This window comes from Mycobacterium intermedium, assembly GCF_002086275.1.
GTDB classification, from domain to species: Bacteria; Actinomycetota; Actinomycetes; order Mycobacteriales; family Mycobacteriaceae; genus Mycobacterium; species Mycobacterium intermedium.
On the sequence record NZ_MVHT01000020.1, the window covers coordinates 25,997 to 43,120 of the forward strand.

16 protein-coding genes and 1 pseudogene are annotated in these 17,124 nt (G+C 65.4%); 10 read left to right on the top strand and 7 right to left on the bottom strand.

Going from position 1 to position 17,124, the window contains the following annotated elements; genetic code table 11:
• Positions 1-187: 187 nt before the first annotated feature.
• From BST27_RS09735 to BST27_RS09750, 4 genes are all read left to right on the top strand, one after another.
• On the top strand, positions 188-952 hold the full coding sequence (locus BST27_RS09735) for an alpha/beta fold hydrolase (RefSeq protein WP_069420169.1): 765 nt from the start codon (positions 188-190) through the stop codon (positions 950-952).
• The gene (locus tag BST27_RS09740; RefSeq protein WP_069420170.1) at positions 949-1,710 is read left to right on the top strand and encodes an enoyl-CoA hydratase/isomerase family protein; all 762 of its coding nucleotides are present in this window, start codon (positions 949-951) and stop codon (positions 1,708-1,710) included. The genes BST27_RS09735 and BST27_RS09740 overlap by 4 nt, the downstream gene beginning before the upstream one ends.
• Before the next feature lie 98 nt (positions 1,711-1,808).
• Positions 1,809-2,654, top strand: coding sequence for a mycofactocin-coupled SDR family oxidoreductase (locus tag BST27_RS09745; protein WP_069420171.1), 846 nt, complete (start codon positions 1,809-1,811; stop codon positions 2,652-2,654).
• A 110-nt stretch (positions 2,655-2,764) separates the two neighbouring features.
• Positions 2,765-3,640: a VOC family protein gene (locus BST27_RS09750; protein WP_069420172.1), complete on the top strand. Its 876-nt coding sequence runs from the start codon at positions 2,765-2,767 to the stop codon at positions 3,638-3,640.
• Here the strand turns inward: BST27_RS09750 and BST27_RS09755 are convergent.
• The 3 genes and pseudogenes from BST27_RS09755 to BST27_RS09765 form a co-directional block, all read right to left on the bottom strand.
• Positions 3,637-4,528, bottom strand: a pseudogene (locus tag BST27_RS09755) (TIGR03854 family LLM class F420-dependent oxidoreductase). The gene BST27_RS09750 and the pseudogene BST27_RS09755 sit on opposite strands and share 4 nt — an antisense overlap.
• A 46-nt stretch (positions 4,529-4,574) precedes the next feature.
• Entirely contained in the window at positions 4,575-5,126 is a 552-nt protein-coding gene (locus BST27_RS09760) for a TetR/AcrR family transcriptional regulator (RefSeq protein ID WP_069420173.1), read from the bottom strand.
• Positions 5,110-5,556: an SRPBCC family protein gene (locus BST27_RS09765; protein WP_069420174.1), complete on the bottom strand. Its 447-nt coding sequence runs from the start codon at positions 5,554-5,556 to the stop codon at positions 5,110-5,112. Before BST27_RS09765 ends, BST27_RS09760 begins: the two co-directional genes overlap by 17 nt.
• A gap of 48 nt (positions 5,557-5,604) precedes the next feature.
• Here BST27_RS09765 and BST27_RS09770 point away from each other — a divergent pair, with 48 nt between their 5' ends.
• The 4 genes from BST27_RS09770 to BST27_RS09785 all read left to right on the top strand — a co-directional run bounded on the left by BST27_RS09770 (position 5,605) and on the right by BST27_RS09785 (position 10,911).
• A complete protein-coding gene (locus BST27_RS09770; RefSeq protein ID WP_069420175.1) occupies positions 5,605-6,678 on the top strand; it encodes a DUF2855 family protein in 1,074 nt (357 codons plus the stop codon).
• Positions 6,679-6,736: 58 nt separating this feature from the next.
• Positions 6,737-7,600 carry a phytanoyl-CoA dioxygenase family protein gene (locus tag BST27_RS09775; protein WP_069420176.1) on the top strand — a complete coding sequence of 288 codons (864 nt, stop codon included), beginning with the start codon at positions 6,737-6,739 and terminating at the stop codon, positions 7,598-7,600.
• 48 nt (positions 7,601-7,648) lie between these two features.
• A complete protein-coding gene (locus BST27_RS09780) occupies positions 7,649-9,460 on the top strand; it encodes a serine/threonine-protein kinase (RefSeq protein ID WP_069420177.1) in 1,812 nt (603 codons plus the stop codon).
• 221 nt (positions 9,461-9,681) lie between these two features.
• The gene (locus BST27_RS09785) at positions 9,682-10,911 is read left to right on the top strand and encodes an amidohydrolase family protein (protein WP_069420178.1); all 1,230 of its coding nucleotides are present in this window, start codon (positions 9,682-9,684) and stop codon (positions 10,909-10,911) included.
• On the opposite strand, the gene BST27_RS33600 is transcribed toward BST27_RS09785, so the two are convergent.
• On the bottom strand, positions 10,904-11,149 hold the full coding sequence (locus BST27_RS33600; RefSeq protein WP_232007326.1) for a hypothetical protein: 246 nt from the start codon (positions 11,147-11,149) through the stop codon (positions 10,904-10,906). The genes BST27_RS09785 and BST27_RS33600 overlap by 8 nt on opposite strands.
• Here BST27_RS33600 and BST27_RS09790 point away from each other — a divergent pair.
• A complete protein-coding gene (locus BST27_RS09790) occupies positions 11,136-11,678 on the top strand; it encodes a M15 family metallopeptidase (protein ID WP_139805088.1) in 543 nt (180 codons plus the stop codon). The two genes, BST27_RS33600 and BST27_RS09790, sit on opposite strands and share 14 nt — an antisense overlap.
• A 26-nt stretch (positions 11,679-11,704) precedes the next feature.
• On the opposite strand, the gene BST27_RS09795 is transcribed toward BST27_RS09790, so the two are convergent.
• The 3 genes from BST27_RS09795 to lipY form a co-directional block, all read right to left on the bottom strand.
• Complete coding sequence (locus BST27_RS09795) at positions 11,705-13,072, bottom strand: serine hydrolase domain-containing protein (RefSeq protein WP_232007321.1); 1,368 nt, start codon at positions 13,070-13,072, stop codon at positions 11,705-11,707.
• Between the two features lie 158 nt (positions 13,073-13,230).
• Complete coding sequence (locus BST27_RS33605; RefSeq protein ID WP_232007322.1) at positions 13,231-14,958, bottom strand: N-acetylmuramic acid 6-phosphate etherase; 1,728 nt, start codon at positions 14,956-14,958, stop codon at positions 13,231-13,233.
• Between the two features lie 35 nt (positions 14,959-14,993).
• Complete coding sequence (lipY, locus tag BST27_RS09805) at positions 14,994-16,376, bottom strand: triacylglycerol lipase LipY (RefSeq protein WP_069420180.1); 1,383 nt, start codon at positions 16,374-16,376, stop codon at positions 14,994-14,996.
• 205 nt (positions 16,377-16,581) lie between these two features.
• Between lipY and BST27_RS09810 the strand changes: the two genes are divergently transcribed.
• Positions 16,582-17,115 (top strand): SRPBCC family protein, encoded by a 534-nt coding sequence (locus tag BST27_RS09810; RefSeq protein WP_069420181.1) that lies wholly within the window; start codon positions 16,582-16,584, stop codon positions 17,113-17,115.
• The last annotated feature ends 9 nt before the right edge of the window (positions 17,116-17,124 follow it).

Consider the following 17,124-nt stretch of genomic DNA (forward strand, 5'->3'; position numbering starts at 1 on the left):
CCCTACCTGCTGCTTCGTAAACCCAGAAAATTCGAGGCGCGGATAGTCGGAGGCTCCCTGAAATGCCAGAGGCCATCTTCAGGCTGCCCGCTACACTGCTCGAACTACGCTTGGCCGTTGCCCAATCCTCTGTGCACAATGCCTGCGGCACACGGCGATATCGGTCTGATGAAGGAGTGGTGGTGCAGTGAACCGACTTGAGCGCGAAGGCGGCGTCACGCTGGCTTTCCGGGTGCACAACCCGGACGGACGCGGCGTGCCGGTGTTGCTCACCCACGGTTTCGGCGCCACATCGCGCATGTGGGAGCCCAATATCGATGCCCTGAGCGTCGACCGGCCAGTGATCACCTGGGACCTACGTGGCCACGGCAGCAGCGATGCACCCGAGGACATGGACCACTACAGCGAGCAGGCAAGCGTCGCCGACATGGCGGCAATCCTCGACGCCGCCGGCGCCGAACGGGCCGTGATCAGCGGAATGTCGTTGGGCGGCTATCTTTCTCTGGCCTTCCATCTCGTGCACCCGCAGCGGGTAGCCGCGCTGGTGCTGGTCGACACGGGACCCGGTTACCGCAAGGACGAAGCGCGCGACAAGTGGAACGCGTGGGTGGAGCGCCGCGCCCAACGACTTGAGCGCGGCCAGTCGAAGGCCGATACCTCGGCGGAAGTGGCGCACGCCGTGCACGAGCATCCCGAAGGCCTCCCGCGCGCCGCCCGCGGAATTATGGCCCAGAAGGACGCTCGCGTGATCAATTCTCTGGACAGCATCGAGGTCCCCACGTTGGTGGTCGTCGGTGCCCAAGACACCGACTTCCTGGCTGGGGCCGAATACATGCACCGCCACATCTCGAATTCCCGCAAGGTCGTTATCGATAACGCGGGGCACGCCGCCAACATGGACCAGCCTGCGGTGTTCAATGCGGCCGTGCGCGAGCTACTGGACTCGCTGTGACCGCACCGGACGTCACCGTCGAGGCCGTCGGGCACGTCGCCGTCGTCGAGATACACAGACCGCCGAACAACTTCTTCGACACCGCCTTGATCAAGGGCATCGCCGACGCCTATGAGCGACTGGACGACGACGTCGAATGCCGGGCGATCGTGTTGTGCTCGGAGGGAAAGCATTTCTGCGCCGGAGCCGACTTCTCCCGACCCGCCGAAGATCGTGTGTCGCCCGAAGAGCTTTACGCCCAAGCCATCCGGTTATTTCGCGCCCGCACACCGGTTGTCGCCGCGGTGCACGGCAGCGCGATCGGCGGTGGACTCGGGCTTGCCCTCAGCACGGACTTTCGCGTCGCAGCACCCTCCACCAGGTTTGCCGCGAACTTCAGCCGGCTCGGGCTGCATCCGGGCTTTGGGATCACCGAGACGTTGCCACGTGTCGTCGGGCAGCAGAAGGCACTCGAGTGGGTACTGACAGGTGAGCGCCTCAGCGGTGAAATCGGTTACAAAGCAGGACTATTCGACGAATTGGTCGCGGACGGCGAGGTACGTGCGGCGGCGATTCGGTTCGCCGAACGCATAGCCGCCGCGGCGCCCTTGGCGCTGACCAGTATTCGCGCCACCATGCGCGCCGGACTCGCCGACGCCGTCGCCGCGGCCACCGCACACGAACTCGAAGAACAAACCCGACTGCACGCGACCGCCGACTTCGCCGAAGGCGTGGCCGCGGCGGCAGAACGTCGTCCCCCGCAGTTCACCGGCCACTGAGCAGTGCTGCGGGGCCGCTCCGAAACCACCGATATCTTCGCACCAGCGAGCATGGCCTCACGTAGCGTCAACCCGGGCAGTACGGGCGAAAGGTCACCATGACAGGCAACAAGGTCGGCAGGGTCGCCGGCAAGGTCGCATTCATCACCGGAGCAGCTCGGGGCCAGGGCCGAGAACACGCGGTCCGACTGGCCGAGGAGGGCGCCGACATCATCGCGGTCGATGTCTGCGATGACATCGACGGCGTCTCCTATCCCGGCGCGACCGAGGCCGACCTTGCGGACACCGCGGATCTCGTCGAGAAGGCCGGCCGTCGCATAGTCACCGCCAAGGCGGATGTGCGGGAGCTGGAGAGTCTTCGCACCGCGGTCGAGCAGGGAGTAGCGGGCCTGGGCGCGATCGACATCGTGGTGGCCAACGCCGGTATCAGCGGGGCCCCTGCACCCGCCGCCCTGATCGAGCAATCCGCGTGGCAGACCATGTTGGACATCAACCTGACCGGCGTGTGGCACACCGTCAAGGTGGCGCTGCCGCATATGACGAATGGCGGCGGCTCGATCATCTTGGTTAGCTCGATGCTGGGCATTCGCGGCGGCGGCTACATGGCCCACTACGCGTCGGCGAAGCATGCCGTCGTCGGGTTGATGAACTCGCTGGCGAATGAGCTTGCACCGCAATGGATCCGGGTGAACTCGATTCACCCGGGCAATGTCTTGACGCCGATGCTCGACAACGAGTGGTTCTGCCGAACGCTGCGGCCGGATCTGCCGAATCCAACCGTGCACGATGCTGGCGAGGTCATCGGGCAGTTCCACATGTTGCCCAAACCCCTGATCGAGGCGCGCGCCGTCAGCAACGCGGTGCTGTTCCTCGCCTCCGACGAGGCGCAGTACATCACCGGCGCGGCGCTGCCCGTCGACGCAGGCGCCGTCGCCAAATTCTGAATCCGCCGGTTCGAGAAGCTGCTTTCCATACAGCCGCCGACCGGTATCGGAGGCTTCCCCGGTTCAGGTGGCACCACCACCGGGATCGGTGGTGGTGGCATGCTGGGTTCGTGTTCGATGCGCTCGACCACCTAATTCTCGCCGTACGCGACCTCGATGACGCCGCGTTACGCTACGCCACGCTGTTGTCCCGACGGCCCTCCTGGCGCGGAAATCACCCGGGATGGGGTACGGCGAATGTGCTGTTTCGGCTCGACAACACCTACTTGGAGTTGATCACGCCGTACGGCGACGGTGTCCTCGGTCGGACAATAGCCGCGTATTTGGATCGACTGGGTGATGGCCCGATAGGCCTTGCATTCGCCACGTCCGATATCGACGCAGCCCATGCCCAACTCGCTGCGAACGGCCTGGAGCCGTCCGCCGTGTCACCAGGACTCGGCCGTGACACCGACACCGCAATGACCCGACGCTGGCGCGGCGTGGTGCTGCCCGAAACACGCACTCGCGGCGTGCTGATGCTGGTGATCGAGCACGAATCGCCGCATCGCCTACCCGAGGCCTTTCCAGTCGGAACCGCCGACGCTGTTGTCACCGGGATCGATCACGTGGTAGTCAGCACATCGGATGCGGACGCCGCGATCACGCTCTACCGGGACCGGCTCGGCCTGAGACTGGCACTCGACCGCAGCTTTCCCGACTGGGGCATGCGGCTGGTGTTCATGCGCGTGGGCGACGCCACGGTGGAAATCGCGCAACCCCTGCGGGACGCACCGCTGCCGGCGGATACCGATCAGGTCTGGGGACTTTCGTGGCGAGTCCCGAACGCCGACGCCGCGCGGTCGCGGCTCATCGCAGCCGGACTCGACGTCTCCGAGGTCCGCCCGGGTCGCAAGCCCGGCACACGCGTCATCAGCGTGAAGGACGGCACGTGCGGTGTACCCACACTGCTGATCGAGCCGGCGCAACGCCCGCCGCAAGACTAGTTCTGGCGGCCCAGCAGCTCGGCGACAAACCGATCGATGAAACCGTCCAAAGGCTCAAAAGGCTCTTTGCCTACTGGCCTGATGACGAATTTTGTCAATCCGGCGTCGAGGTAGCCGTCGAGTTGACGGTGCAATTGCTCCCAACTGGCGGCGACAAGCTCGTGCGGATCGAGATCGGGACGGCGCCGTCGCACAGCCGCGACCAACTCCCCCGGCAACTCGCCGTCCGCGACCGCCAACGAAATACCGAAGTGATCAGGCTCTATCTCTCTACCCGCCTCCGCCGCTGCCCGTTCAATCGCCTCGCGCGCTTGCCCGGCCTCTGCCGGGGTTAGAAAGCTGCCGAGCCAACCGTCGGCCAACGCGCCGATGCGGCGGTACGCCGCGGGTGACGAGCCGCCCACCCAGATGTCCAGCGCGGGTGTCGGCCGCGGCTGGACAGCTGCCCCGCTGACCTCGAAGAACTCGCCCTGGAAGGAACTGGCCGCCTCGTCGACCAACACCGAACGCAGCACCTGCAGCGACTCGTCGAAGACGGCCGCTCGCTGCCCGTCGGGAACGACGAATACCTCGCGCTCAGCCGGAATCGCCGAACGCAGACCGAACACCGGAAGAACCCGCTTGGGAGCCAGCGCCGCCAACGACGCCAGCTGTTTTGCCACCAGCACCGGGTGACGCCCCGGCAGCACCGCCACCGAAGTGCCCACTTTCAGACGGGTCGTGCGCGACAGCGCATACGCCATACCGACCATGGGATCCACCGCCGGGGAGTACACGAGCTCGGAGAACCACAGCGAGTCGATCCCGCTGGACTCGAGCTGATCGACGATCTCGGCGAGCTGATCGGGAGCGGTCCGCCCCCAGCCCCACGCCAAAGCGAATCTTCACGTGGAACGCAACGCCACGGGCCGCCCGTTTGTGCCCGGCCTCGAAGTCACCGCCGCCCTGCGCGCCGAAGCAGATCCGCGAAAACGTCCGCCGCCGCAGTCACGCCGGCATCGTCGTCCGTGGCCACCAGGTCGAGCAACAACCCGCGCATGACGGCTAGGCCCAGCCGCACCAGGGCCGGGTCGGTCGCGTCGCCGGGCGTCTTCTCCACCTCAGACAGCCAGTCCTCGACCGCACCCGGAACCATGCGGGCGAAGGGCTGTTCGCCCTGTGCGCCACGGGAATAACACTCGAAGAACAGGCGCTCGAACGGCCGCAACTCCGGTCGGGACAGGTTCTCCCACATCGCGGTAACGCTGTCGGCGGGCTCGGACGGCAGCTCGGACAGGATGGCCATTTGTCGGCGTTCCACCTCGTTCACGATCGCGAGCAACAGCTCTTCTCGGGAAGCGAAGTGGTGCAACAACATTCGGTGACTGGTTCCGACCGCCGCGGCAACGTCGCGAAGTGAACGGTCGCCGACGCCCCCCGCGGCGAATTCCTCGACCAGCGCGTCGAGAAGTTGCTGGCGCCGCTGTAGATCAGGCGCGCGACCCATGAGAGTGCCGCAGTTGCTCGCTGCGACTCTTGAGGCCCAAACCCTCCATTTCCAGGTAACGTCGGGTGGTGCGCAACATGAGTTTGCCGACTAGCGCTCCGATCGGCCCCCGCTGGTCAATCGACTGACGCGCCAAAGTGCGGTCCTCGCCAATCGGCGTCAGCAAGTGATTTGCCAACGTCAAGCCACCCGGAGAGCGCTGCACCCACGTCCACGACACTCCGGGCTCCAGCTCAGTGACCTCCCAGACGAGTGTCGGCAGTTTCGGCTGTTTGATTTGAAATCGCTTGCCCACGGCGAGTTCTGGGCCGTCAAGGGCGACCAGGCTGCTTACCGAGGGGGTCCATTCCGGCCAGCGCTCGACATCGGTGAACACCTCCCACACCAGGGGTGCCGCTGCATTGATTTCCACACTGCTCTCCGTAAACATGTACCAGATGGTACATCAATCGAAGGGTGTTGCCTATAGGCTCACGGCATGGACTTCGAGTTGCACCGCAAGGACTTGCACCAGACCCGGTTCCTCACCGGCGATGCGCCATCCCCGGAAGATGGTCAGGCGCTGCTGCGCGTCGAATCGTTCGGGTTGACGTCGAACAACATCACCTACGCCGTGTTCGGCGAGGCGATGAGGTATTGGGATTTCTTCCCGGCCTCAGACCCGGAGTGGGGCAAGCTCAATGTCTGGGGATATGCCCATGTCGAGGAGTCACGGCACCCCGATCTGGCGCAGGGCATGCGCGTCTACGGCTACCTGCCCTGCGCGAGCCACCTGCTCATCGTCCCGGACCGGGTCAACGAGAAGGGGTTCATCGACGCGGCGCCGCACCGCGCTCAGCTGCCCTCGGCTTACCAGGGGTACCGCGACGTCCAGACCGATCCCGTCTACTCGGCCGACCGCGAAGCGGAACACATCGTCTTCTTTCCGTTGTTCTTCACGTCGTTCCTCATCGACGATTTCCTGGCCGACGAGGATTTCTTCGGCGCGGACACGATCACGATCTCCAGCGCCTCGTCGAAAACGGCGATCATCGCCGCGTACCTGCTTTCCAAGCGCGAGGGCATCGAGGTGGTCGGCCTCACCTCGGGCGGCAACGCCGAGTTCGTCAAGTCGCTCGACGTCTACGATTCGGTTTACTCCTACGACGACATCGCCGAGTTGCCCGGTGACCGTGCCGTCTACGTAGACATCTCAGGCGACACCGGTATCCGGACCTCAATTCATTCCCACTACGGCGACCGCCTGGCGCACAGCGCTGCGGTCGGGGTGACCCATTGGACCCAAATGTCGCCCGGGCCAAGCGATCTCGCCGGACCCAAGCCCGTCTTTTTCTTTGCTCCGGACCGCATCAAGAAGCGCGGCACCGATTGGGGCACCGCCAAACTCGACCAAAACGTCGCGGACTCATGGGCGCCCTTCGCGGAATGGGCGTCGGGTTGGCTTCGTGTTGAACGGATTTCGAGTCAGGACGAGATCCAGCGCGCCTATCTCGAGCTGCTCGACGGCAAGGTCGACCCCGCAGCGGGCACAATCGTCGAGCTGGACGGCTGAATAAGGGCGGACTCGGCCTAGTGTGGTCAGGGAAAGGCCGGGAAAAGGACGAGCACCGATGGGCATCGACGAGGAATACGTCACCACGCTGGAGGACCTCAAGAGCGATCTCGCGGGGCGGTACAAGTGGACACCGAGCGGCGGAAGCTCCGTCGACGCCACGGTCGTCGACGCCGACATGGCGGCCCTGGACCGCGACGGCTACGTGATCTGGCCGAACCTGCTCAGCGCCGACGAATGTGAAGAAATCCGCGAGGTCGTGCGACCGTGGCTGGGACACATGGGACGGAATACTTTCGAAGGCCGGCGTACCCAGCGCATCTACAGTGTCCTGAGCAGAACGCGGGTATGCGATCGACTCGTCGATCATCCCCGGGTGCTGGCGGTGCTCGACCGCTTGCTGATGCCCAACTACCTGCTCTCGGCCCTGCAAGCCATCAATATTCTCCCCGGAGAAGCGGCTCAGCTGGCCCATCACGACGACGGGTTCTACCCGATTGCGCGCCCCAGGGAACCGTTGGCGGCGGCGACGATCTGGGCGATCGACGACTTCACCGCCGACAATGGCGCGACCGTGGTGGTGCCCGGAAGTCACCGGTGGGGTCAGGGCCGCCCGGGCCCCGACGACCCTGCGGTACCGGTCGTTATGCCCGCCGGATCATGCGTATTCTTCGTCGGCACCCTCTGGCACGGCGGAGGCGCCAACACCACCACTCACGGCCGTCTCGCCGTCACCGCGCAGTACTGCCAGCCGTGGCTGCGCCCGATGGAGGCTTACACCCTGTCAATCTCTAAAGACATCGCTCGCGCCGTCTCCGACGACCTTCGCCGCATGCTTGGCTACAGCATCCACCCGCCATTCGTCGGCGCGGTCGACGGTCTGCACCCCCTGCGCTTGCTGGATATCCCCCCGGAGGGGTAGACCAGCGGAATTCGCTACTGGACCGCGCCGGTTTGTAGGCTCTCGAACATGCCCTTGAACCCCGGCGACGTCTTCGCTGGTTACGTCATTGACCGGTTGCTGGGCTCCGGAGGGATGGGCGAGGTCTACCTTGCACAGCATCCTCGCCTGCCGCGGCACGACGCGCTGAAGATCCTGTCCCTGCCCGCGACCGCGGACGCGGAGTTCCGCGCGCGATTCATTCGTGAAGCCGAACTGGCTGCGACGTTGTGGCACCCGAACATCGTCGGTGTGCTCGATCGCGGCGAGTTCAACGGCCGTCTCTGGATCTCGATGGCCTACGTCGAAGGCACCGACGCCGGCCGACTGATTCGGGAGACCTACCCGAACGGAATGCCCGAACAGGACGTTGCAGAAATCGTGATGGCGGTGGCCGAGGCGCTCGACTTCGGTCACGAGCGCCGTTTGCTTCACCGGGACGTCAAGCCGGAGAACATCCTGGTGACCCCGTCCGACGGTGGGCGGCGCAGGGTGCTGTTGACCGACTTCGGCATCGCCCGCCGAATCGACGACGTCAGCAACCTCACCGACGCCAACGTCACCGTGGGGACCATCAGTTATGTCGCCCCCGAGCAACTACTCAGCAAACCACTTGACGGACGTGTGGACCAATACGCGCTGGCCGCTACGACCTTCCACCTGCTGACCGGTGCCCCACCTTTCGTCGATACCAACCGCGCCGTCGTCATCAGCCATCATCTGAATTCGCCACCGCCCCGGGTTTCGCAGCGCCGACCCGATCTGGCGCATCTCGATGCGGTGCTGATCCGGGCCCTGGCCAAAAATCCCGCCGACCGGTACCCGACCTGCCTCGAATTTGCCCGGGCACTTACTTCCGGCTCGGGCCGCGTTCCAGGCGGCAGCTCGGAAGAACGTCCCGCCACCCAGCGTCTTGAACGTGTCACCGTTCAGGGAACGGCACGCGGCGTTCAGCAAACGGCGATTGACGGTCACGAACAGTTCGGGGTCCTGTCGTTTTACCTGATCACGGATGAGCCCTTGGGCGATCGGCGCACACCGGTGCCCGTGGAGATACAAACGGACCTGGTGGCTGGTCAGCTCGCCGATGGCGATGCGGTCGAGGTCAGCGGCGCGTGGGACGGTGAAACGCTCGACGCCGACAAAGTGGTCAACCTGTCGGCCGCGGTTCCTGCGAAGCCACGCCGGTCCAAGGACCGCGCCGACGCGCCAGAGAAACCGCAGAAGAAGGCGGAGAAGCCGCAGCAGCCGCCACGAGAGGACGAGAAGAAGGCGTCGAGAGGCCCCAAGGTCTGGATCACGGCGATCGCGGCCTTGGTCGCCGTGATCGCGCTGACCACGGGTGCCGTCTGGTACTTCACCGACGGATTCGGCCGGGGGACGCGCCCTGGCGTGGAGATCAAGCCGGTGAGCGCGACAGTGTTCTCCCCGGACGGCGCCCCGGACAATCCGCAGGACGCCGACCTGGCGATCGACGGCGATCCGAACACCGGATGGTCCACGGTCACTTACAAGGACGCCGTCCCCTTCCCCAAATTCCTCAAGGGAATGGGCCTGTTGCTGCACCTGGCGGAACCAGCCGTGCTGACTGCCGTGACGCTCGACGTCAGCAGCACCGGAACCCAGGTCCAGATCCGCTCGTCACCGACCGAAACGCCCACCAAACTCGAGGACACCACCGAATTGACCCCGACCACGTCACTGCAGCCGGGGCACAACCGTATCGACGTGCACAACCGCACCAAGACCTCCAACGTGCTGGTGTGGATCTCCACGTTGGGCACCACCAATGGCGAGAGCCGAACGAAGATCTCCGACATCACCCTGCAGGGAACCACGTAAGACGCGCGTGCAGAGAGTCGCCCGGTCCCAGCGGCGGACCAGTCGGCGGTAACGTCATTCTCAAAGAGCAGCCACCCGCAGCTTGTCAGGACCCCATGCTCCCCCCAGGTCATCAGGCCTTATTGCCGCTCTAATGCCGCAAGGGTAATCTGATTACCAGAGGCGCTCCGGTATCGATGACTCATGCCGCCTCGCGCAAACGAGACTCCCAGGAGACGAATATGCCGTCACGCGACCTTTCCTTCCCGGTGTTCGACGCCGACAACCACTTCTACGAGCCCAAGGAAGCGCTGACCAAGTTCCTGCCGGAGCACCGCAAGGGTGTCATCGACTACATCGACGTCCGTGGCCGCACCAAGATCATGGTGCGCAACGTGGTCAGTGACTACATTCCGAACCCGACGTTCGAGATCGTGGCACGCCCGGGCGCTCAGGAGGAGTACTTCCGGCATGGCAGCGGCGGCAAGAGCTTCCGTGAGGTGATGGGCAAGCCGATGAAGTCGATCCCGGCGTTCCGCAATCCCGAGGCGCGCCTGGAAGTCCTCGACGGACTTGGCTTGGACTACACGCTGATGTTCCCGACGCTGGCCTCCCTGGTGGAGGAGCGGTTGAAGGACGACCCGGAACTGATCCTGGACATCATCCACGGGCTGAACCAGTGGATGTACGAGACCTGGCAGTTCAACTATGAAGACCGCATCTTCTCCACGCCGGTCATCAATCTGGCCATCGTCGATCGGGCCCTCGAGGAACTCGACTGGTGTCTGCAGCGGGGCGCCAAGACCGTCTTGGTCCGGCCCGCGCCGGTGCCCGGCTATCGCGGCACCCGGTCCTTTGGCCTGCCCGAGTTCGACCCGTTCTGGGATGCGTGCGTCAAGGCCGGCATCCCGGTATCGATGCACGCCTCGGACAGCGGATACGCCGAATACCTCAATGACTGGGAGCCCGGCGACGAATACAAGCCATTCAAGCCGACCGCGTTTCGCATGGTCGCGATGGGCAAGCGGCCCATCGAAGACACCATGGCCGCGTTGGTCTGCCACGGCGCGCTCACCCGCAATCCCGATCTGCGCATCCTGTCGGTCGAGAATGGTGGATCGTGGGTGCCGTACCTGTTCTACCAATTCAAGAACGTCTACGCGAAGATGCCGCAGGAGTTCCCCGAAGACCCGATCCAGGCCTTCAGGCGGTGCGTGTACGTCGCACCCTTCTGGGAAGACGACTTCAAGAAGATGGCCGATCTGTGCGGCGTCGACCGCATCATCTTCGGCTCGGACTGGCCGCATCCGGAGGGCTTGTCCGATCCGATCAGCCTGGTCGACGACCTCGAAAGCCAGGGCCTGGACGAGGAGGGGGTCCGGAAAGTGATGGGGGGCAACATGATCGACCTCTTCAAAGTCCCCAACGAGATCGTCCACCGGCCCGACGTACCCGCGCTCGTGCTCACCTGATTTCGCCCGGGCATCGGGAATTGACGTCGTCAACGCGCCGCGTTGCGCTGTTGGCACGAGTGGTCGGGCCGGTTCTCCTGCTCGTGCAGTGCGCCAACCCGGCGCCACCTCCTGCCGCGACATCAGCACCGTCCGTGTCGCCGTCCTCGACGGTCGCGGCGCCGACCAGCACGTCGGCGCCCAGCGCATCACCAACTCCGGCGCCAACCTCCGCTGCCGCGGCCGTGCAACCGGTCACCGCCGCCGACCTCGGCAACACGTGGCGCCCGGAGTGCCCCGTGGAGCCAGAGCAGTTGCGCCGGGTTGAGCTCTCCTACAGGGGTTTTGACGGCCAGATCCACCGCGGCGCGCTCATCGTACACGAAGAGTTGGTGCCGGACGTGATCGCGATCTTCGACGATCTTCTGCGATTGGGCTATCCGGTCGAGAAGATGCGCACGGTCGACCACTACCCGGACGCCGACGACGAAGCATCCATGGAGGACAACAACACGTCGGCGTTCAATTGCCGGCGCATCCCGGGCAGTGACGAATGGTCCCTGCACGCCTACGGCCGGGCTGTCGACATCAACACGTTGATCAACCCCTGCCTCTACGTCAGCGGTTATTTCGAACCCCGGAACGCGGCGGACTACCTGGACCGCGACCGAACCGACCCGGGACTGATCCACGCTGGGGACCCGGCCGAACGCGCCTTCACCGATCGGGGCTGGCAATGGGGCGGCTACTGGAAAACTCCCGACTACCAGCACTTCGAGCGCGCCTGAGCCTGAACTACTGTGCCGTTGCGGGCTTACAGGTCCAGGGCCCGGGCTGTCAATGTCGCGACCTCACCGCGCAAGTCCGATATGGGTGCACTGCCTCGCACGAGGATCGAGTTCGAAAGCAGTACGACGTAGGTATCCGAAGTCGGGTCTATCCAAATGGAGGTTCCGGTGAAGCCCGTGTGGCCGAAGCTCCCAACGGGAAAGACCCTCCCGCGCGCACCGGACAGGGGCGTATCGATGTCCCAACCGAAGCCGCGCAGGTTTTGCCCCGGGATCGCCGGATAGCGCGGTGCGAGCAGCGGATCCCTCGTATTGGGTCTTGTTGCAACGGCTTCCCGGGTGGCGGTGTTGGCTGCCTCCAGTTGCCCCGGCGCATGTCCCGGCTGCTGCGGCGAGATCATCATCTCCAAAGTTGCTTGCGTCAGCGGAAACTCGCTGGGGCGACCCGCGAGCCGGTCGAGCAGAGCCTGCGCAAAGGTGCTGACGTCGCGGGCCGTTGAGAACACTCCAGCATGCCCGGCCACTCCCCCCATCCGCCGCGCCGTCATGTCATGCACTGTGCCCCAAAGCAAGTAATTGAAGTCTGGGTTCTTGCTCGGATCTGCTGCATTCTCTTCGTCGCGCGCCGTCGGGGCGATGCGCGGTAAGAGCTCGGTGCTCCAGGTTCCGGCCGGGCATTCATCCGGCTCGGTTCCCTCCCCGGGAGCCCACCCGACTGCAACTCCCCTAATCGTGTGCGGCCCACAGGCTTTGGCGGGAGGGAGGTAGCTGGTCTCCTGCAGACCGAGCGGTGCGAACACCTTTCGCTGAACGTAGACGTCCAAGGTCTCGCCGGTGATTTTCTCGAGCAGCGCGCCGAGCAGGATGTAGTTGATGTCCGAGTAGTGAAAAACCGTCCCGGGCTCTGATTCAAGCGGCGTCGTGAATGCACGACGAAAACCCTCCGCTTTGTCCGCTCGCTCCAGTCCCCACGGATCTTTGAGTTCTACATCGTCCTTTTCGCCGGAGGTATGTGTGAGCAGCATGCGAATGGTCACCCGCGCGCGCCGTGGATCATTCGCCAAGTTGAAGTCGGGCAGATACTGCTGCACGGGATCGTCGACTCGGACAGCGCCTTGCTCGTAAAGCTGCATGATGGCCGTCGTGGTGGCGATCGGCTTGGTCAACGACGCCAGATCGAAGATGGTGTCCTCGGTCATCGGGTCTGCGGGTGCCGGCTTTCCATCCAAGCCTGGTTCGCTCGCCAGCCTCCGCACGCCGTAGGCCTCGTGAAAGACGATATTGCCGCCGTGCCCGACCACCAGGACGGCACCCGGTAGTTTCTCTGCCGCAACCGCATCGTTGATCAGCTTGGACACAGCCTCGAAGCCGGGTGGGGGGACGACATCGGGCATCTTGGGAACCGTTGCGCGCAGCGATCTTTGAGCACGCGATGTCGGCGCTGACGCAGTGCTGGTACCTTTCGCCGGGTGCGTCGGCTCGCCGTGCGAGCAACCCACGACCACAAGCATCACGGTTCCGGCCACTGCGGCCTTACGAAAAACCTTCCGCACTACGTCTCCCCTGAAGTCTCCCCTGAAGTCTCCCCTGCCAGAGCATCCCGTACCCGTCCCCCCGACCGCTCCAACCGGACCGCGGCCTCGGCGGCGTCAACGCCCCCGAGGAGCGCGACGATCGCGGTCTTGGCGTGACCGCCCGCAGCGGCAAGCGCGGCGGTCGCGGCGTCCTCTTCGACGCCGGCCGCGTCGCGCACGATTCGGACGGTCCGGCGGCGCAGCTTCGCGTTGGTCGCCCGCACGTCGACCATTCGCGGTCCATAGGCTTTGCCGAGCGCGATCATCACGCTCGTCGAGATCGCGTTCAGCACGATCTTTTGTGCTGTCCCCGCCGTCAGCCGCGTCGAGCCGGCAAGAACTTCTGGTCCGGTCAACAGTTCGATGACAATATCGGCGGTCGCCTCACTGCCGGCGTTGTTGACGACGGCGACGGTCAGCGCCCCCGCCGCGCGCGCATGGTCGAGCGCCCCAAGCACATACGGCGTGCGGCCGGACGCGGTGATGCCGACCAGCGCATCGGCTGCGGTCAGATCGGCTAGGTCCGCCGGGTCGAAGGCGTCTTCCGCGCCGTCGATCGCCATGGTCAGCGCCGCCGGGCCGCCGGCGATCACGCCACGCACCAGATCGGTGTTGAACGTCGGCCCGCACTCGGCGGCGTCGAGCACACCGAGCCGACCCGGTGTCCCGGCACCGGCATAAACCAGGCGCCCACCGCCGTCCAGTCGCGCCGCGATCGCCTCCGCCGCCGCCGTGATCCGCGGGACCGCCGCCAGCAGTGCGCCGTGTGCGTCGCCCTCGGCGGCGACGAGCAGCGCGACGATGTCACCGATCGGCCTCGCATCGAGGTCGTCCAGTCCGGGCCTCGCGGCCTCGGTGGCTAGCGCGTCGAGCCGGTCGCAAACGGCACCCGCCTGCAGCCGGATGACGTGCGGCTCGTGGATCGCACTGAGCCGCAAGGTGCCGTCGAGGGCGTCACCGGCAGGTGCGACGAGGTCGAGTCGCTCGCGCAGCGCTTTCACCCCGGCGAGGCCGCCGACCATCGTCACCGGGCCGCCGCCCACCGCGCGGGCGGTCGCTGCCAGCGACTCCGCCGCGGCGTTGACGATTGCCGACGCCACCGCGTCGTCTCTCGCTGCCAGGACGTCCGGCGCGAACGACGCGAGTGCGGCAGGATCGGTGAGCTGTCCCGGCCAGGTTCGCGGCGGACCAAAGCGGGCGCATGCGGCGTCGATCAACGCGGTGGCCGGTCCGCGGCCGTCGAACGCGCGCAGTGCCGCACGCAACCCGGCGGTTCCGATCCAGACGCCGCCGCCCTCGTCGCCCAGCCATGGACCCCAGCCGTCGGCGGTTCGCAAGGCAGCCTGCGCGTCGATCGAGAGCGCGACGACGCCGGTGCCCACGAGGAGCACCACGCCCGGCTTGCCATCCAGCGCGCCGGCGTGGGCGATCACGCCGTCACTGGTCACGGCGACCCGCTGGGCCCGCAGTGAACGCAGCAGCGCCTCGCCCAGCACGCGTGCCGCATCGGGGTTCGTCAACGCTCCGGCGGCGCCCACGATCACCTCTTCGATCGGCCCGAACTGCCCGGCCACAGCACGGATCGATGCCTCCGCGGCCCTCACTCCGCCCGGCGTCGCGAGGCCGGGCGCCCCAGCCCCCTCGATTCTGCGGCCGCCTCCAGCCGCCCGGCACGACGTCTTGCCGAGGTCGACGGAAAGGATCACCCGACCAATATTGGTCAGCTTCGCGCGACTTGCAATCAGGCCGCGATACCCAGCTGCTGGTTGATCTGCGGCCAATACCGCAAACCGTCGAGGGTGAGGATGAGCCAGTCGTGGATTTGGCCGTTGGCCAAGACGAACGAGATCGGTGCGAGTTGGGCGACGGCCCTTTCCTGCAGCCGGAATACGTCGGGCGACAGAATGTCGAGATTGCCCGAGTACACGAACGTCGGCGGAAGTCCGGCGAAATTCGTCCCGTACAGCGGGCTGACCAACGGGTCCGTCACCGGCAGGCCGCCTGCCCACACCTTGCCGATCTGCATCGCCGGCCCCCACGGGAGCAGCGGATCCTGAACGAACGCGATGTTGGGGTTGGTCATCGTCAGGTCTAGCCATGGCGAGAGCAGCACCATTCTCGACGGTACGGGGTTGCCGAGGCCGACCATGCGGTTGACCGCCGCTAGTGCGAGGTTGCCGCCCGCGGAGTCGCCGATCACGCTGACGTTGGCCGCGCCGTGGGCGGTGACTTGCGAGTTGATGAAGCTGGCCAGCTGAGGTACCACCAACCCGGCGGTACCGCCTTCCTGCAGCAACGGGTAAATCGGCACCTGAATGGTCGCGCCGGTCTGGTGGGCCATCACCGAGTAATGGATCCAGTGCAGGAACGACGGCGGGAAGATGAACGCGCCGCCGTGAATGGCGACGACGTTTTCGCCGGTGGGATTCATCGGCGTGATCTGCACGATCCGCATGCCGTCACTGCTGTAGAACTGGACCGTTTCGCCCAACCGCAGGTTCAAGAACGGTGGCGGGGAGTTGCCGATGAACCACGACAGCGGCGGGACATCGCTGGCAAGCAGTTGCAGCAGCGGATTGTTCGGCATCGAAATTCCCGTTTCGAGTCCGGACAACGCCAGCAGCGGCTTCACCGGGTACAGCGCGGCGGTTTCCAGTCTGTTGATGATCGAGGGCACACCGGTGAAGGTCCCCGCCTCGGTGGCAGGAAACGGTGGAGCGGCCGGCGCACCCACGATCTCGGTGAAGAAGTAGTTGGCAACCCGAGCGAACCCGGTGGCCACGTTCGCCGGGGCCTGCAGGATTTCCTGCCCGGCGGCCTCGAAGCCTTGCAAGACGGACGCACCGGCCGCCTCAGCGCTGGCATACGACCCGGCCGCGCTGTTCAGTGCCCGCACAAACTCCGCATGAAATGTCGCCGCCTGCGCGCTGAAAGCTTGATAGCCCTGGCCGTGGGCGGAGAAAAACGCCGAGATCGCTGCTGACACCTCGTCCTGGGCGGCAGCCAATACCTCCGTGGTGGCAGCTGCCATGCCCTGGTTTGCCGTCGCGACGACCGAACCGATCGAGGCCACATCCGTGGCCGCGGCGGACACTACTTCCGGCAACGCATACACATACGACACCGCGCCGCTCCCCTACGTCGGGGCAACTTCCCCCAGTTGCCTGTCACTTGACGATCGCCGTTATCGGAGCTTATGCCCGCAGCTATGGCTTGGGGAGCGGCTTGTGTGAATTGCCCACTCCTTGCCCGAGCCGGCTCCAGGTCGCGCCAGGTCTTGCGCGTGAATGCCGCGATGAATTTAGGGCGCGCCGACAGTCGGTATTGATGTGACTGAAGAACGATTGATCGCTACCACCACCATCAACGCTCCCGCCAACGTGATCTTCGACGTGCTCGCCGACCCGGGTGCGCACGCGAGCATCGACGGCACAGGTTGGGTGCGCGAACCCCTCGACCCCCAACGCCTGACCGGTCCGGGCCAGATCTTCCGGATGGCGATGTATCACGACAACCACCCGGACAAGCACTACGAAATGGCCAATCGCGTCGTCGCGTACGACCCGCCGAACACCATCGCATGGGAGCCGGGTCAGGAAGTGTCCAAAGGAGCCCTCCGCCGGGATAGGGGAAACGCCGGGGACGAATCTGCCGACCTAGTGTTCGGAGGCTGGATCTGGCGCTACGACCTGACGCCCCTCGAGCCGTCGAAGACCGAGGTTCGGCTGACCTATGACTGGTCCGCGGTGCCGCAGGAGGGCAGGTTCATCGAATTCCCACCATTTCCCCGCGAGCATCTGGACAACTCGCTGAGCAATCTCGCAGCACTGGCGGTCCGGACCGCGACGATCTCGACGACCTAGTCGAAGCGA

Excerpts from the sequence above, each read along its gene's own strand:
- BST27_RS09770 (WP_069420175.1), top strand. The coding sequence starts at position 5,605 with ATGGACTTCGAGTTGCACCGCAAGGACTTGCACCAGACCCGGTTCCTC.
- BST27_RS09745 (WP_069420171.1), top strand. The coding sequence starts at position 1,809 with ATGACAGGCAACAAGGTCGGCAGGGTCGCCGGCAAGGTCGCATTCATC.
- BST27_RS09775 (WP_069420176.1), top strand. The coding sequence starts at position 6,737 with ATGGGCATCGACGAGGAATACGTCACCACGCTGGAGGACCTCAAGAGC.
- BST27_RS09760 (WP_069420173.1), bottom strand. The coding sequence starts at position 5,126 with ATGGGTCGCGCGCCTGATCTACAGCGGCGCCAGCAACTTCTCGACGCG.
- BST27_RS09780 (WP_069420177.1), top strand. The coding sequence starts at position 7,649 with ATGCCCTTGAACCCCGGCGACGTCTTCGCTGGTTACGTCATTGACCGG.
- BST27_RS09765 (WP_069420174.1), bottom strand. The coding sequence starts at position 5,556 with ATGTTTACGGAGAGCAGTGTGGAAATCAATGCAGCGGCACCCCTGGTG.
- BST27_RS09795 (WP_232007321.1), bottom strand. The coding sequence starts at position 13,072 with ATGCCCGATGTCGTCCCCCCACCCGGCTTCGAGGCTGTGTCCAAGCTG.
- BST27_RS09785 (WP_069420178.1), top strand. The coding sequence starts at position 9,682 with ATGCCGTCACGCGACCTTTCCTTCCCGGTGTTCGACGCCGACAACCAC.